Here is a 15,632-nt window from a genome sequence, read left to right as displayed (position 1 = left end):
ATCAGATCGCCCCCAATCACCGTACAGGTACCAATCGTCGCCCATCATTTCAGCCGGATGCTGGGTTGCCCGCACGGTGATTTCGACATTGGCCTCACAGGTCGCCGCCTGGAAGCGTTCCTGATGAAACCTGGTCTCGGCGATGGCGGCGTCGATCGAATTGGCGCAGTAGTGGACACCACAAGAGACGTGTCAATCCTTCAAAGCACCACCGCAGCTCGATCCCTGCCCAGCGGTACAGGCATAGCAATGATCGCGAGTGACGATGGGATTGCCGTTCAGACTCGATAACTGAAGCAAATCACGCAGATGCGCGCGGTCCCGGCCGATCAGCCCGGTAAGTGTCATCGACAGGTTGAGCATCTGATTGAAGTCACAGTCATACAGGTAGCCCTGCCAGTCGACGCTCACCAGATTGCGGCACATCACGGCATTTAGATTTTCCGGCCGATAGCTGTCGCGCAGCAGCTGCATGTAGTCATTGAACTGTCCTCTGCTCACCAAGCTACTGCCGAAGCGCGCGATCGGCTGATTGGTGATAGTCAGCAAGTGATTGAAGCGAATGTCGAAATCCTCGGCCAGATGCCCCTTGTAGTCCGCCTCCAGTTGCGCCTGTGGAGGGGGCAACGACGGGCCCTGCGGGTTATAGACGAGGTTGAGCACCATCCCACCGTCGTCGTCTCCGTAGCCCAACGCGTTGAGCTGACGCAGCCCGGCGATGCTCGCTTCGAACACGCCATCGCCGCGCTGCCGATCGACGTTTTCCCGCGAATAGCATGGCAGGGACGCCGTTACTTCAACATCCTGCTCGGCAAGAAACTCGGCCAGATCCTCATGCCCCGGCTCACTCAGAATGGTCAGGTTGCAGCGATCGATCACGCGCAGCCCTTCGCGGCGGGCGTGCCGGACGATCTCGCGAAAGCGCGGGTGCATCTCCGGTGCACCGCCGGTCAGGTCGAGCGTCTGCACCGGGTGCGCATCGATCACCTGATGCAGCACGCTCAGGCTGTCGTCGGTCATCGCTTCCTGACGCGTCGGTCCGGCATTGACGTGACAATGCAGGCACCGCTGATTGCAGCGATAGGTCAGGTTGACCTGCAAGGCCTCCAGCCGGCCGCGACGGATCGGTGGGAAGTTCAGCGCATCGAGCAGGGGCAAGGTGTCACGCATGGCGATCGCTCACTCCACATTCAGTTGTTTCGAACCTCAGGCATTCCAGACTACAGTCGGCGAGCATCGCCAGATAACGGACAGCCTTCAACCAAGAATAGCCAAGGCTGCCCGACCGTAGCGTCGACAGGAGAACCGATCGTCCATGGATTCAGCCACGCCCTGCCTGGTACTGCTCTGCAAACGACCCGCCCCGGGCCACGCCAAGCAGCGACTGGCAGCCACGCTGGGACAGGATGCGGCGCTCTCGGTGGCGCAGGCTCTGCTGGCCTGCGCGCTGGAGGACCTGCGGCAATGGCCCGGACAACAGGTGATCGCACCGGATCACCGGCAGCATCTGAGCTGGGCACAATCGCTGAATGGCGAGGCCCTGTGCAGGGCACAACGCGACGGCAATCTCGGCGAGCGGCTCAACGGACTGGACCAACAATTGCGCGGCGAAGGCCTGCACCAACTGATGTTCATCGGCAGCGACTGTCCGGCCCTGCGCCCCGCAGACTACCTGCACGTCACCCAATTGCTGCAACGTTTCGACACGATACTGATCAACGCCCGCGACGGGGGCGTCGTGTTGATGGCGTCCAACCGCCCCTGGCCGGACCTGCGATCTTTGCCCTGGAGCACCCACCGGCTCGGCAGTGCCCTGGCTCAGCGATGCCGGCAGGCCGGACACAGCGTCGCCATCGCCGGCGAGTCCTTCGACATCGACCACGCTGAAGACCTGTCGCACCTCGCCGCTGTGCTGCGCGACGACAGGCGACCGGCGCGCCAGGCGTTGCACGCTGCCCTTGAACGACTCGGAATCGGCAGCGATGCCTGAACGTGCCTCCATCAGCGTGATCATCCCGTGCTGGCAGGATGAGCGGCCCTTGGCACGGCTGCTGGAAAGCCTTGTCGCGCTTTTGCAGCGTGCAGGCATAGAGGGTGAAATCATCGTCGTCGATGGCGCCAGCAGCGAGCAGTGCCGACTGCTCTGCGCACGCCATGGCGCATTCTGGTTGCCTACCGCGCCCTGCCGCGGCAAGCAGCTTCGCCTGGGCGCCAGCCATGCGCGGCATCCGCTGCTGTGGTTCCTGCACGCCGACGCCTATCTGCACGGCAACCCGTTACCCCCGATACTGGCGGCGGTCACCGGGGATGCGGTAGGCGGCTATTTCAAATTTCGCTTCGCCGGCCGAACCGGCTGGCAGGGCACGCTGCTTGAACGCTTGGTCGCGTTGCGCACTCATTTCGGCGTGCCCTACGGCGACCAGGGGCTGTTCGTAACGGCAGAGGTCTATCGATGCTGCGGTCAGCACAATCCCTGGCCGCTGTTCGAAGAAGTCGAACTGGTCAGACGCCTGCGCAAACAAGGCCGCTTCGTCAGGCTGGATGATGGTGTACGGGTCGATCCACGACGCTGGCAACGCGACGGCTGGTGGCGACGTTCGCTGCGCAATCGCCTGCTGGCGCTGCAGTTCGCCTGCGGCGTGCCCGTCGAACGCCTTGCCGAGCGCTACACGGCGCGACCCTCCGAGCGTTCGGATGGCTAGCATCCGCTAATGTCCCTTCAGAACAACCCGAGTTGCTCGTCGATCAGGTCACTAAAGCGGTCGTTCACGAACGGCAGGATGGCATCGGCGATCGGCTGCAGCTGGCGCGTGACGTAGTGGTCGTAGTCGATTGCAGCACGGCGGACCTCGAGCGGCTCAGGCCCTGCCACCGTGATCAGGTAGCTGATCCAGCCACCGTTCTGGTATTGCCGCTGACGGCCCTGCTGCAGGTTGTATTCATCGGCGATCCGCGCGGCGCGCACATGCGGCGGGACGTTGCGCTCGTAGTCATCCAGACGACGGCGAAGCCGTTTTCGAAAGATCAGCAACTCGTCCTGTTCACCGTCCAGGGTGCGGCGTACATAGTCGCGCACGTAGTCCTGATAGGGTTCACGGCTGAAGATGCGGCGGTACAACTCCTGCTGAAATTGTTGGGCCAGCGGCGACCAGTCGGTGCGCACCGTTTCCAGCCCCTTGAACACCAGCCCGTCGCTGCCGTCCGGGCGCGTGACCAGCCCGGCATAGCGTTTCTTGCTGCCCTCTTCGGCGCCGCGAATGGTCGGCATCAGGAAGCGTTTGAAGTGGCTCTCGTACTGTAGTTCCAGCGCGCTTTGCAGACTGAACTCGCGCTGCAGATGCTCGCGCCACCACGCGTTGATCTGAACGACCAACGCTCTGCCAATGCGCGCCGCATCCTCGTCGTTGTGTGCCTCCTTGAACCAGACGAAGGTGGAGTCGGTATCGCCGTAGATCACGCTGTAGCCTTCGGCTTCAATCAGCTCGCGGGTGCGGCGCATGATCTCGTGGCCACGCAAGGTGATCGACGAGGCCAAGCGTGGGTCGAAAAAGCGGCAACCGCTGGATCCGAGCACGCCGTAGAAGGCATTCATGATGATCTTCAGCGCCTGGGACAGCGGCTTGTTGCCCTCTCGCTTGGCGGCCTCGCGCCCGTCCCAGACACGCTCGACGATGGCCGGCAGGCAATGCCGGTCGCGTGAAAAACGGGCGCCGCGAAAACCCGGCACCGAGTCGCTGTCATCAGGATTGCGCATGCCTTCGACGAGCCCCACCGGATCGATGAGAAAGGTACGAATGATCGACGGATACAGGCTCTTGTAATCCAGCACCAGCACCGATTCGTACAGGCCCGGCTGCGAGTTCATCACGAAGCCACCGGGGCTGGCTTCCGGCGGCCGCTCGCCGAGGTTGGGCGCAACGAAGCCCTGGCGGTGCATCAGCGGGATGTAAAGGTGCTCGAAAGCGGCCACCGAGCCCCCCATGCGATCGGCCGGCAGACCAGTGACCGTGGCGCGCTCGAGTAGAAAGGTCAGCAGCTCGGTCTTGTCGAAAATCCGCGTGACCAGCTCGCAGTCCTTGAGGTTGTAACGCGCCAGCGCCGGCTTGTCTTCGGCGAACATGCGGTTGATCTCATCCATGCGCTGATAGGGCGTGTCGATCGCCTTGCCTTCACCGAGCAGGGTCTGCGCGACGTTCTCCAGACTGAACGAGGGGAAACTCCAGGTTGCCGAACGCAGCGCCTCGATGCCATCGATGATCAGCCGCCCCGCCGCTGCGGCGAAGAAATGATTGCCGCGGCTGCCGTGCTCGCGCCAGGCCATCTCTTCGCCGTCGCGCCCCAACCGCAGCGGCACCTGATAGCGCTGGGCCTGTTCACGCAGCACGCGCAGGTCGAACTGCACCAGATTCCAGCCGATGATCGCATCCGGATCGTGCAGCGCCAGCCAATCGTTCAAGCACTCGATCAACTGCTTGCGGCTGTCGCAATACGCCAGCTGGAAATCCACCGTACTGGCATCGCCGTTGGCCGGGCCGAGCATGTAGACCTGGCGCTGGCCGCAGCCCTCCAGCGCAATGGAATACAGCTCGCCGCGCATGGTGGTTTCGATATCCAGCGAGACCAACCTGAGTGGCGGTCGATAATCCGGTGCGGGCTTGAGCTGCGCTTCGACGAGCACGCCTTGGTCGTCCAGCTGGCCAGCAAAGCTGACCGGTGCGGTGATGAAACGCTCCATCAGATAGCGCTCCGGTGGGCGAATGTCGCCTTCGTAGACGTCCAGCCCCGCCCCGCGCAGGCGCTTGTCGAGATTCATCAACTGGCGATGCTGCTTGCAATAGAGCCCGACCACCGGGCGATGGCGGAAATCACACAGGTTCAGCGGACGCAGCTCGACGTCGCGTTCGCCCTTGAGTAGCAATTCGACCTTGCGTTGCTGCGCCGCCGGGATGAACGCCACCGAAGGTTGGCAAGGCACGCGAACCCGACGCGGACCGGCATCGGTCGCCAGCCAGAACTCCACCTCGGTGCCGGCCGCCGTATCGCGCCAGTGTCGGGTCAGGACAAAGCCCTGTTGCAGATTCACCGTCCGCCTTCCTTATTCTTTCGAGGCGGCCATTCTACGTGGCAATGCCCCGGCGGATGCGACAAGCGATACAGCCACTCGTACGATCTCGAAGAAGAATATACACACGCAAATATCTTTTCCCGCCAGCAAGAATCGGCTTTGACAGGCAGCGATACGCTAACAATACTCACCGAGGTTGTACGACAACCTCTACCTACAATAACAATGGATAGTCCCATGTCCCCTTCGCCACGCCCGGCCGCCGAGCGCGTTCTGCCCTTGTTGCGCCACGCGCACAGCCCGCCTCGACTGAATAACTGATCCCTTGCGTATCTCCTGTCCGCTAATTCCGGCGGAACGGATTCGCTTGCCTATAAAACCTTACGTAGGACGCACGCCATGACCGCAATGAACGACGATTCCGCCAACAACGAGCCGTGCGACGCCCGCCGAGCCTTTCTAAAAAACTCGCTGATGGTGTCAGCAGGAATCGCCTCGATGGGCAGTCTGGGCCTTTCCAGACTTGCCACGGCCGAACCGCTGACCCAGCGCTACCCGGATGAACTCGTGGAAATCCTCGACGAGAGCTTCAGTAAATACCGGCTGTTCAACGCCAGCGTCGAGAAGATCGCCAGCGGCATGCGCTGGGCCGAGGGCCCGGTCTGGGTTGGCGATGGTCGTTATCTGCTGGTCAGTGATATTCCGGAAAATCGCATCATGCGCTGGGACGAGATCACCGGCTCGTTCGATGTCTATCGCCAACCCTCGAACCACTCCAATGGCCTGAGCCGGGATCTGCAAGGACGGTTGCTGGCCTGCGAAGGCTCGACTACCAATGACCAGGGCCGTCGCGTCACACGCACCGAGCCGGACGGCAGCATCACGGTGTTGGCCGACGCCTTCGAAGGCAAGCGTTTCAATTCGCCAAACGATCTCGCGATCAAGCAAGACGGCTCGGTGTGGTTCACCGACCCGCCCTTCCAGACCAGCAATTTCTACGAGGGACACAAGATTCAAACCGAGCTGCCGGACGCCGTCTACCGCATCGACGGCCAAACCGGCGCTGTGACACGAGTGATCGACTCGATCTCCGGCCCCAACGGGCTGTGTTTTTCACCGGATCAGAAAACGCTGTACGTGGTAGAGGGTCGAGCCAAGCCGAACCGGCTGGTCTGGGCCTACCCCGTCAACGACGACGGCACCCTAGGCGAGCGCCGCAAGCACATCGAGGCACCTGCCTTCGGCGCCTTGGATGGCATCAAGTGCGACGAGGACGGCAACCTGTGGTGCGGTTGGGGCAGCTCGGGCGCACCGGAAGCCGTAACGGCCGATCTGGATGGCGTGATGATCTTCAATCCGCAGGGGAAAGCGATCGGCAAGATCAGGTTGCCCGAGCGCTGCGCCAATCTCTGCTTCGGCGGCAACAAGGGCAACCGGCTGTTCATGGCCAGCAGCCATTCGCTGTACGCGCTGTACGTCAACACGCGTGACGCGACGTTCGACAAACACGGCGCCTGACCGAGCCAAAGCGGCGGTGGCCGAGCCGGAAACCACCGCCGCTACCCACCAGGTTTTCAAGCGACCGAGGCATCCTCACCGAGATGAATCACCCGCGCCGCGCGCAGCATGCACTTGGCCATTTCCGGCGGAGAGAATTTGGTGAGGATGTCATTAGCGCCGGCGGCCTTGGCCTTATCGGTGCTGATGGTGCTGTCGAGAGAGGTGTGCAGCAGGACGTAAATGGACGCGTAATCCGGATGCTTGCGCAGCGCCTGGGTAAAGGAATAGCCGTCCATCTCCGGCATCTCGATATCCGACACCACGACATTGATCGCTTCGTAACTGCCCTTCAGGCTGTCGAGCTTCTCGAAGGCCTCACGGGCGCTGCGCACCGAATGGCAGGTGACGCCCATTTTCGTCAGCGCTGATACCGACATGTGGATCGCCACCTGGCTGTCGTCGACGATCAGAGCGCGGGTTTCGGTGAGCAGCTGGGCATCCTGATCATCGAGATGGGAAATGTCCGCCTCGCCGGGAACCGGCGCGATGTTGTGAATAACCTTTTCCACGTCGAGGATCTGTATCAGCTCACCGTCTACTTCTGCGGTGCCAGTGATGAACGAACTGTTCCGCGCGCCATAGGGTGGCGGCAGGATCTTGGACGACTGGATGTGCACGATCTTAACCACCGCCTGCACATGCAATCCCTGCTTCGAACGGCTGATTTCGGTGACGATCAGGCAACCGCCTTTGGGATCCTGCAAGGGCGCCATGCCGATAGCCAGGCTCAGGTCGATAACCGACAACGGCTGACCGCGCAACGTGGCGACACCTCTGACATGAGGGTGCGACTCTGGCAGCCGGGTCAGCGACGGCGTCGGGATGATCTCGCTGACCTTCAACAGGTTGATCGCCATCTGCTTGCCGCTGCGAAGCGTGAACAGCAGAAGCGATAAGGCGTCGGTGGCGGATGCGTTGTTCATGAATAGTCCTGTGGAAAAGCCGGTCTCTTGGCGTAGATGTCACCCTCGCCAAAGCTTGTCGGCTGTCCCGACAGAATCTTCAATCGAAATGGCCATGCCCGACGAACGCGAGCGCTGCTATTCAGCAACGCTCGAAAACTGCCGCGATCCCCTGCCCGCCGCCAATGCACATGGTCACCAACGCATAGCGGCCCTGTATGCGCTGCAGCTCGTGGATGGCCTTGACACTGATAATCGCGCCGGTCGCGCCCACTGGGTGCCCGAGGGAAATACCGGAGCCATTGGGATTAACGCGCGCCGGGTCCAGCCCGAGCTCCTGCATCACGGCGCAGGCCTGGGCGGCGAAGGCTTCGTTGGCTTCGATCACATCGATCTGCTCCAGGCGGATCCCGGTGCGTTCGAGCACCTTGCGCACGGCCGGCACTGGGCCAATGCCCATATAGGCCGGGTCGACGCCGGCGTGGGCATAACCGACCAACCGTGCGATGGGCGTCAAGCCCAGGGATTGCGCCCGCCTCGCCTCGGCCAGCACCAGCGCTGCAGCGCCATCGTTGAGCCCAGAGGCATTGCCGGCGGTGACGGTACCGCCTTCCGTTTTGAATACCGGCCTCAGCGCGGCGAGCCGCTCAGCGGTCAAGTCCGGACGCAGGTGCTCGTCTGTGTCGAAAAAACTGCTGCCCTTGCGGCTGCTGATTTCGACCGGAACGATCTGCTCGTGAAAATAGCCATTCTCCAGCGCACGGGTGGCACGCTGCTGGCTTTGCAGTGCCAGCGCATCCTGCTGTTCACGGCTGATGCCGTAGCGCTCGGCGACGTTTTCGGCCGTCACGCCCATGTGGAATTTGCCCCAGGGATCGTGCAGCAGTGTGTTCATATAGTCGATCGCCTGGCTGTCCCCCAAGCGTGCACCCCAGCGCATGTTCGGCAAGATGAAAGGGCCGTGGCTCATGCTCTCTGCGCCGCCGCCAATCGCCACATCGGTATCGCCCAGCAGGATCGACTGCGCAGCCGAGATCACCGCCTGCAGGCCGGAGCCGCATAGGCGGTTGACATTGAAAGCAGGGGTTTCCAGCGGGATGCCGGCGTCCACCGCGGCGACCCGGGCCAGGTAACCATCGCGTGGTTCGGTGGGTATGACATTGCCCATCACGACATGACCGACCGCCTCGGCCGGCGTGCCGGAGCGCTCCAGTACGCCGCGGCAGGCGGCGGTTGCCAAGGTGATCAGATCGACGTCCTTCAGCGCGCCGCCAAAGGAGCCGATCGCTGTGCGGACGGCGCCGACAACGACGATTTCGCGTTCTGCCATGGGATTCTCTTCTTCTGCTGATTACCGGGTGCGCCGGTCACGGCGGTTCAAGGGTCTGTTCGATCGTAACCGGTTGAATCAGGAGAACAACCTCGAAAGCTGCAGAGCGAGCCTGCGTTTTTGCAGAACGCAGCGGCAGCGGGCCGGGCACCATGCGACTGCGGGTGGTAAAGACTGTACTTCAGCCTAGGTTCGGCTCCGTAGACAACAGTTCGGGCAGGCGAGACGTGCACGGGCAGGCTCACGTTCATCGCACGCATCGTTGCCGTCGGGAACGATGAGCCCCGGTCTCGGCCCAATCCAGACAACCCAAGGAGGTCCAGCGATGAGCAAGGCCGTCAAACCGGACGCCGAACAGCCCTACTTCGACACGCCCGCACACATCCCGAGCGGCAGCAGTCACCAGATCCCTCACAGCCATAGGCTGGTCTACCGTGATCACGAGGTGATCGTGCACATCACTGGGTACGAGTACGAAACCTACGGTGAAACGCTCTGGGCCGTGGGTGCGGAAGTGGTGCAAAACCTCGAAATCGTCGTCCCGGTGAGCGTCGACCAGACGCAGCACTACCGCAGCTTCGACGAAGCGCTCCAACGCGGCTGCGAGATGGGCCGAAAATTGGTCGACTCGCTGTAGCGGCTACATCCTCCCCGGCTGCTATACAGGCAGGGGCCTGATTTCCGTACGGAAGGAACATTTCGATGAGCGACGCAACAGTACGGCACGACGGAAATGCGCACCGCTACGTGCTGAACGTCAATGGCCAAGACCTCGGTTTCGCCGAATACCGAGAGCAAGGCCCGCGCCAAGTGTTCACTCACACCGAAGTGGACCCGAGCCTTGCAGGGCAGGGAATGGGCAGCAAGCTGATCCGAGAATCGCTCGACGATGCCGTCGGCGCGGCAAGCGCGTCGTGCCGGTATGCGATTTCGTCGCCGATTATGTGAGCAAGCATCCTGACTGGAACGACATCATCGATACGTCCTCGCCCTGAAAAGGGCCGGCACGGAGCAGAATTATTCCGCTTGGCCGAGTACTATTCGCGCCCCGGAACAGGCATCCCCTGATGAGCTGCACCAATCGTAAGATCGACCACCTGCGACGACAGATCCCGGGCTTCGCCTGCGTAACCGGCTGCCATGACTGCTGCGGGCCGGTGACGGCATCCTCCGAAGAAATGGCGCGACTGCCTCGCCGCAGCGACGCCGAACACGACGCCGCCCTGGCGCACTGGAACTGCGTGCACCTCGGGCCGAATGGCTGCGAAGCCTACGCCGAGCGTCCACTGATCTGCCGATTGTTCGGTACCACCGCGAGCCTGCCCTGCCCCCGTGGCCGCGGCCCGGAACACGCCACTGCGCCCGAGGTAGAAAAACAGGTGCACCAGCTTATCGCCAGCACCCGCCAGGTGCTGGTCTAGCCCGGATCATCCAACGAGAAAAACTGATGAGTGACGAACTGCAGATCGAGGACCTTCAAGTCGGCGACGGCAAGGAAGTGGTCAAAGGCGCCCTGATTACCACCGAATACCGCGGCCAGCTGGAAGACGGCACCACCTTTGACTCGAGCTATGAGCGCGGCAAGCCCTTCCAGTGCGTGATCGGCACCGGGCGAGTGATCAAGGGCTGGGACATCGGCCTCATGGGTATGAAGGTGGGCGGCAAACGCAAACTCTTCGTCCCCGCCCATCTTGCTTACGGCGAACGGCAAATCGGCGAGCACATCAAGCCGAACTCGAACCTGCTGTTCGAGATCGAGCTGCTGGAGGTGCTGACCCGCGACGATTGAACGTGACGTAACGAACATTTCCCATGTTTTCGTCCAACTTTGCGTCATTGATGTAATCAAAGCGCTATCAGTCATGGCCTGCGGCGTTGCGCGCTGTACGACCGGGAAGGCGTACCGTTTAAACTGGTAGCCCTTCGCCAGCACTGCGCCCTCACGTTGAGAAGATTTTCGATGACAGCCGAAGTAAACGCCGCGCACGAGGCCATTGGCCCGTCCGTGTTTCCAATTGGTGGCGGCGAGCTGGGCGCACTCATTCGCGCCCATGATTGGTCCGGTACGGAGCTCGGCCCACCGGATCAATGGCCGCAGAGCCTGAAGACCGTGACAGCCATGCTGCTCTTGTCACCAGTGCCCATGGTGCTCCTCTGGGGCCACCAGGGCATCATGCTCTACAACGACGCCTATTCGGTGTTCGCCGCGGCGCGACATCCGCAGCTGCTCGGCTCGGAGGTCCGCAAGGGCTGGCCTGAAGTGGCGGACTTCAACGACAACGTCATGAAGGTCTGCCTGGCGGGCGGCACCCTTGCCTACAAGGATCAGGAACTTACCCTGCACCGCAACGGACGCCCGGAACAGGTCTGGATGAACCTCGATTACTCGCCCGTGCTGGGCGAGACGGGACACCCGGCCGGAGTGGTCGCCTTCGTGGTGGAAACCACCGAGCGCGTCAGGGCCGAGCGTCGGTTGTTGGCCGAAAAGGACCGGCTTACCCGCCTGTTCGAGCAGGCACCCGGCATCATGGCGATGCTGGGCGGCCCGGAACATCGCTATGAAATGGCCAACCCGGCCTACGCCAACCTTGTCGGAAACCGGAATCTGCTCGGTTTGACCGTTCGCGAGGCGCTTCCCGAGATCGCCCGGCAGGGCTTTGTCGAGCTGCTCGATCAGGTTTACCAGACGGGTGAGGCCTACGTTGGCAACTCAGTGGCAATGACCATTCAGCACACCCCGGGCGAAACTGAGGAGATGTTCATCCTCGACTTCGTCTTCCAGCCTGTGATCCAGACCGACGGCACCGTCAGCGGCATTTTCATGCAGGGCCACGATGTAACCCAGCGGGCCCTGGCCGAGCGGCGCATACGTTTTCTCGATGCACTGGGCAAAGCCATCGCGCCCAGCACTGACGCCGATACGATTCTGGCGACCACTACCCGAGCGCTGGGCGAGCATTTCGGGGTGTCGGTCTGCGCCTATGCCGACATGGATCCGGATGAGAACGGCTTCACCATCAGAGGCAACTGGGCTGCACCCGGCTCCAGGAGCATCATCGGCCGCTACCGCCTCGCGGACTTCGGTCAGCTTGCACTGACCAACCTGCAGGCCGGTCGGCCACTGGTGCTCAACGACAACAGGCAACTGCCGGCCCATGAGGCGGCGACCTTTTTGGCACTCGACCTGGCGGCCACGGTCTGCATGCCGCTGACCAAGGAAGGCAAGCTGACCGCGCTCATGGCGATCCACGCCAATACCCCTCGAGTCTGGAAAGTCGAGGAGCTGGCCCTGCTCACCGAGGTGACCGAGCGCTCGTGGGCACATATCGAGCGGGTTCGTTCCGAAGCGACAGTAAGGCTGGCCGAACAGCGATTTCGCCAGGAACTCGAACGTCAGGTTGCCGAACGCACAGCGGCACTGGCCCAAAGCGAAGCACAGATACGCACCGTGGCGGCGAGCTCGCACCTGTATCAATGGTTACTGAGCACTGAAGGCGCCATCCTCTACGCCAACCCGACGTCGCTGGCCGGTATCGGCAATCAACGCGAGACGGTGGTCGGCATGGCGTTTTCGGACGCGCCCTGGTTTGCCGCCACGCCAGGTATGCATTCGACCGTCATGGACTGCGTCGCAACCGCAGCCAGAGGCGGCAGCGAGAGCTTGAGCATGCGGCTGCAGCTGCCCTCCGGCGTGCGTTCGTTCGACTTCTCCATCAGGCCGGTTCTCGACGAGGACGGTCGCGTGGTCGGCATCGTCCCGGAGGCGGTGGACAGCACCGCACGGGTCGAAGCCGAGCAAGCCCTGCAACAGGCGCAGAAGATGGAAGCGTTGGGCAACCTGACCGGTGGTATCGCCCATGACTTCAACAACCTGCTGACCGCGGTAATGGGCAACCTGGAGTTGCTACGCAAGCGCGTCCCGGCCGACTCGCCATTGCTTCGGCTGATCGACAATGCACGCATCGGTGCCGAGCGCGGTGCATCGCTGACACGCCGTATGCTGGCATTCGCCCGCAAACAGGACCTGCTCGCCGAGCGGATTCAACCTGGCAAACTGATCGAAGAGATGACCGAACTGCTGGAGCGCTCGCTCGATCCGACCGTGATCATCGAAACCCGCGTCCAAGCGAATCTGCCAGACATCGAAGCCGACCCCAGCCAGCTGCAGACGGCCCTGCTCAACCTTGGCTTGAATGCCCGCGATGCGATCGGCGGACATGGCCGCATCGTCATCAGCGCCCAAAGCGCGAGCATCGACAGCGAGCACGGATTGGCCGCAGGAACGTACCTGTGCCTCTCCGTGGCTGACGAAGGCGAAGGCATGAACGAAGCCACACTGCAACGCGCCATTGAACCTTTCTACACCACCAAAGGCGTCGGCAAGGGCACCGGCCTCGGATTGTCCATCGTGCATGGTTTCGCCGAGCAATCTGGGGGCAAGCTCCTGCTGCGCAGCGAGGTCGGCACCGGCACCACCGCACAGATCTGGCTGCCCGCAGCGGTGGGCGACGGCCCCGCTGCAATCGCCACGCAGGCGACCGAGCAAGGGGCTGGACAACGTCCAGGGCTGAACATTCTCGCTGTCGATGACGACGTGCTCGTCTTGTTCAATACCGCGGAAATGCTACGAGACGAAGGCCATCAGGTGACCACCGTGCACTCAGCTGCGCAGGCCCTCGATCACCTTCGCGAGACTCGCTTCGATCTGCTTATCACCGACCATGCCATGCCGAAGATGACCGGCGCGCAGCTGGCGCTGGAAGTCCAAAGCCTGCAACCGAGCCTGCCGGTTCTGCTCGTCAGCGGTTACGCGGAGTTTCCCGCTGGGACGGCTGCCCAACAATTACCCTTACTGGCCAAGCCGTTTTCGCAGGCTGCCCTGCTCCAGGCCGTCGCAACGGTCACCCGCCGCGATGCCCTGATCTGAAGGCGGCTCGCCCAGCCTAGCGATGGCACGACTGTCCACCGCTGAGGCTGACCTGCAACGCGCTTTGACCGTCGCGCCTGATCGAATCAATCAACCGCCCCGGATGCGTAAAGCGCTGCAACCAAGCGGCCGCTACGCGTGGGCCGGCTGCGGCGTAACAGCAATGGGCGCTGCGGTCGTGCCCATCGCCTGGCTCACCACATCGCCGATCATGTCCGCGGTGATCGCGCTCAAGGTCCAGCCGAGGTGGCCATGGCCGGTGTTGTAGAACACACACGCCGAGCTGCCGCGGCCGACCTTGGGCATCATGTTCGGCATCATAGGACGCAGCCCGGCCCAGGGCACCACGCTCTGGGTGCTGACGCCGGGGAAACACTCGGCGACCCAATCCACCAAGGGGCGGATCCGATCAGCCCGGATATCGCGGTTGTAGCCATTGAACTCGGCCGTACCGGCCACACGCAAACGGTTGTCGCCAAGGCGGCTGGTGACCAGCTTGGTTTCATCGTCCAGCAGGCTCACGGTCGGCGCGGCAGCACGGCTGGCCTGATCGTTGAGATTGACGGTGATCGAATAGCCCTTCACCGGATAGATGTTCACCCGATCGCCCAACTGCGCAGCCAGCGCCCGGCTAGCCGTACCGGCACAAATCACCATGCCATCGAACTGCAGGGTTTCGTCTCCGCCTGGCTTGCCGAGAATGACGCTGGCGTGCCCGCCATCTGTCGTCACGCCTTTCACATCCTGGCCATACCGGCACTCGACACCGAGGCGAACGGCTGCCGCCGCCAGGCCGTTGGTGAATAGGTGAATGTCGCCGGTGGAATCGCACTCGGTGTAATAGCCACCGTAGTATTGCCCCGCAAGCGTCGGTTCGATGGCACGCATCTCGTCCGGTGTCACGCTGCGGCGCGGCAGGCCGCCCTGGGCCAGCAATTTGGATACCTTGCCGGCGTGATCGAAGCCAGCCTTGTCGCGGTAGATGTGCAGGATGCCGGCCTTCTTCAGGTCGAAGTCGATGCCCTCTTCTTCCGCCCAGGCGAACAGGTGCTCGCGGGCGGCGATGGCCAGACGCGCGGTTTCGATGGTGTTGTGGCGATATTGCGGAATGGCACCAATGAACTCGGCGAACCATGACAGTTTGTGCCAGCTGGGCTTGGGATTGACCAGCAGAGGCGCATCGCTCCTGAGCATCCACTTCAACCCCTTGAGGAGGGTCGACCAATGATTCCAGACCTCGGCATTCGACGCCGAGAGTTGGCCGCCGTTGGCGAAGGAGGTTTCCATCGCTGCGTAGCGATGCTTTTCGAACAGGGTAACGGCGAAACCGCGTTTGGCCAGCGCATAGGCGGTAGTGATGCCGGTAATACCGCCACCAATGACAGCGATCGTTTTCATTTTTGAAGCTCCAGAACGTCGGGAGGTTAGAGCCCGTCCGCGATAGGCGGATCGAGCGCCCCCTCTGTTCTGGACCTGAGAGTTTCACGAGCAGCCTATGCGGCGTTCGCTTGCTCCTTCGGTGCGGCGGGCGACGACGGCCCGGCGGCTCTTCAGAGTCAACAGCTGTGGTATCGGTCCTTTTGCCTGAGAGTTTCCGGGGCGGTTGCTCCTTCGGCGCTGCGACGGCGATGCCGCTACAGTCTCTCCCGATACCACTTCATTGCGCACCAGAACGCTCGACGTCGCCCTGGCAGCTACAAATCAGATGGCCAAGGTGCCAGAAATATCCGCGCCCGGCACCTGGTTTTTGCTGAGCATCCGACGGACCGGCATTTTCAGTAGGCCCACCGCGCGCTAACGCTCCGCCAGAGAGCCAGGGCGCTTGCCTCTACAACACGAGCGGATAGC

General features: G+C 62.4%; 13 protein-coding genes, 1 pseudogene and 2 riboswitches. Of the genes and pseudogenes, 8 read left to right on the top strand and 6 right to left on the bottom strand.

Annotated features, from left to right (window positions below):
* Positions 1–69 precede the first annotated feature (69 nt).
* Positions 70–180, bottom strand: a pseudogene (locus CH92_RS22280) (RES domain-containing protein); the annotation flags it as partial.
* 12 nt (positions 181–192) lie between these two features.
* Positions 193–1,170 (bottom strand): arsenosugar biosynthesis radical SAM (seleno)protein ArsS, encoded by a 978-nt coding sequence (gene arsS, locus CH92_RS09655; protein WP_025241572.1) that lies wholly within the window; start codon positions 1,168–1,170, stop codon positions 193–195.
* Between the two features lie 145 nt (positions 1,171–1,315).
* Between arsS and CH92_RS09650 the strand changes: the two genes are divergently transcribed.
* Together CH92_RS09650 and CH92_RS09645 are read left to right on the top strand one after the other, a co-directional pair.
* Complete coding sequence (locus CH92_RS09650) at positions 1,316–1,990, top strand: TIGR04282 family arsenosugar biosynthesis glycosyltransferase (protein WP_025241571.1); 675 nt, start codon at positions 1,316–1,318, stop codon at positions 1,988–1,990.
* Positions 1,983–2,702 (top strand): TIGR04283 family arsenosugar biosynthesis glycosyltransferase, encoded by a 720-nt coding sequence (locus CH92_RS09645; protein WP_025241570.1) that lies wholly within the window; start codon positions 1,983–1,985, stop codon positions 2,700–2,702. The genes CH92_RS09650 and CH92_RS09645 overlap by 8 nt, the downstream gene beginning before the upstream one ends.
* Positions 2,703–2,719: 17 nt before the next feature.
* Here the strand turns inward: CH92_RS09645 and CH92_RS09640 are convergent, their stop codons facing one another.
* Positions 2,720–5,083: a DNA polymerase II gene (locus CH92_RS09640; RefSeq protein WP_025241569.1), complete on the bottom strand. Its 2,364-nt coding sequence runs from the start codon at positions 5,081–5,083 to the stop codon at positions 2,720–2,722.
* Between the two features lie 390 nt (positions 5,084–5,473).
* On the opposite strand from CH92_RS09640, the gene CH92_RS09635 reads away from it, so the two are divergent.
* On the top strand, positions 5,474–6,583 hold the full coding sequence (locus CH92_RS09635) for an SMP-30/gluconolactonase/LRE family protein (protein ID WP_025241568.1): 1,110 nt from the start codon (positions 5,474–5,476) through the stop codon (positions 6,581–6,583).
* A gap of 56 nt (positions 6,584–6,639) precedes the next feature.
* Here CH92_RS09635 and CH92_RS09630 read toward each other — a convergent pair whose 3' ends face one another.
* Together CH92_RS09630 and CH92_RS09625 are read right to left on the bottom strand one after the other, a co-directional pair.
* Positions 6,640–7,548 (bottom strand): chemotaxis protein CheV, encoded by a 909-nt coding sequence (locus CH92_RS09630; RefSeq protein WP_025241567.1) that lies wholly within the window; start codon positions 7,546–7,548, stop codon positions 6,640–6,642.
* 121 nt (positions 7,549–7,669) lie between these two features.
* Positions 7,670–8,857, bottom strand: coding sequence for an acetyl-CoA C-acyltransferase family protein (locus CH92_RS09625; RefSeq protein WP_025241566.1), 1,188 nt, complete (start codon positions 8,855–8,857; stop codon positions 7,670–7,672).
* 325 nt (positions 8,858–9,182) lie between these two features.
* Between CH92_RS09625 and CH92_RS09620 the strand changes: the two genes are divergently transcribed.
* The 5 genes from CH92_RS09620 to CH92_RS09600 all read left to right on the top strand — a co-directional run bounded on the left by CH92_RS09620 (position 9,183) and on the right by CH92_RS09600 (position 13,784).
* Entirely contained in the window at positions 9,183–9,494 is a 312-nt protein-coding gene (locus CH92_RS09620; RefSeq protein ID WP_025241565.1) for a hypothetical protein, read from the top strand.
* Positions 9,495–9,559: 65 nt separating this feature from the next.
* Complete coding sequence (locus CH92_RS09615) at positions 9,560–9,805, top strand: GNAT family N-acetyltransferase (RefSeq protein ID WP_235206209.1); 246 nt, start codon at positions 9,560–9,562, stop codon at positions 9,803–9,805.
* Positions 9,806–9,924: 119 nt separating this feature from the next.
* Positions 9,925–10,278, top strand: coding sequence for a YkgJ family cysteine cluster protein (locus tag CH92_RS09610; protein WP_025241564.1), 354 nt, complete (start codon positions 9,925–9,927; stop codon positions 10,276–10,278).
* Positions 10,279–10,304: 26 nt separating this feature from the next.
* The gene (locus CH92_RS09605) at positions 10,305–10,646 is read left to right on the top strand and encodes an FKBP-type peptidyl-prolyl cis-trans isomerase (RefSeq protein WP_025241563.1); all 342 of its coding nucleotides are present in this window, start codon (positions 10,305–10,307) and stop codon (positions 10,644–10,646) included.
* 171 nt (positions 10,647–10,817) lie between these two features.
* Positions 10,818–13,784 (top strand): PAS domain-containing protein, encoded by a 2,967-nt coding sequence (locus CH92_RS09600; protein WP_025241562.1) that lies wholly within the window; start codon positions 10,818–10,820, stop codon positions 13,782–13,784.
* Positions 13,785–13,916: 132 nt separating this feature from the next.
* On the opposite strand, the gene CH92_RS09595 is transcribed toward CH92_RS09600, so the two are convergent.
* Positions 13,917–15,182: a D-amino acid dehydrogenase gene (locus CH92_RS09595; RefSeq protein WP_025241561.1), complete on the bottom strand. Its 1,266-nt coding sequence runs from the start codon at positions 15,180–15,182 to the stop codon at positions 13,917–13,919.
* A gap of 54 nt (positions 15,183–15,236) precedes the next feature.
* Positions 15,237–15,345, bottom strand: a riboswitch (glycine riboswitch).
* Between the two features lies 1 nt (position 15,346).
* Positions 15,347–15,443: riboswitch (glycine riboswitch) on the bottom strand.
* Between the last annotated feature and the right edge of the window lie 189 nt (positions 15,444–15,632).

The organism is Stutzerimonas stutzeri (assembly GCF_000590475.1).
Taxonomy (GTDB): Bacteria; Pseudomonadota; Gammaproteobacteria; order Pseudomonadales; family Pseudomonadaceae; genus Stutzerimonas; species Stutzerimonas stutzeri_D.
This window is presented reverse-complemented; position numbering and strand designations above follow the sequence as displayed.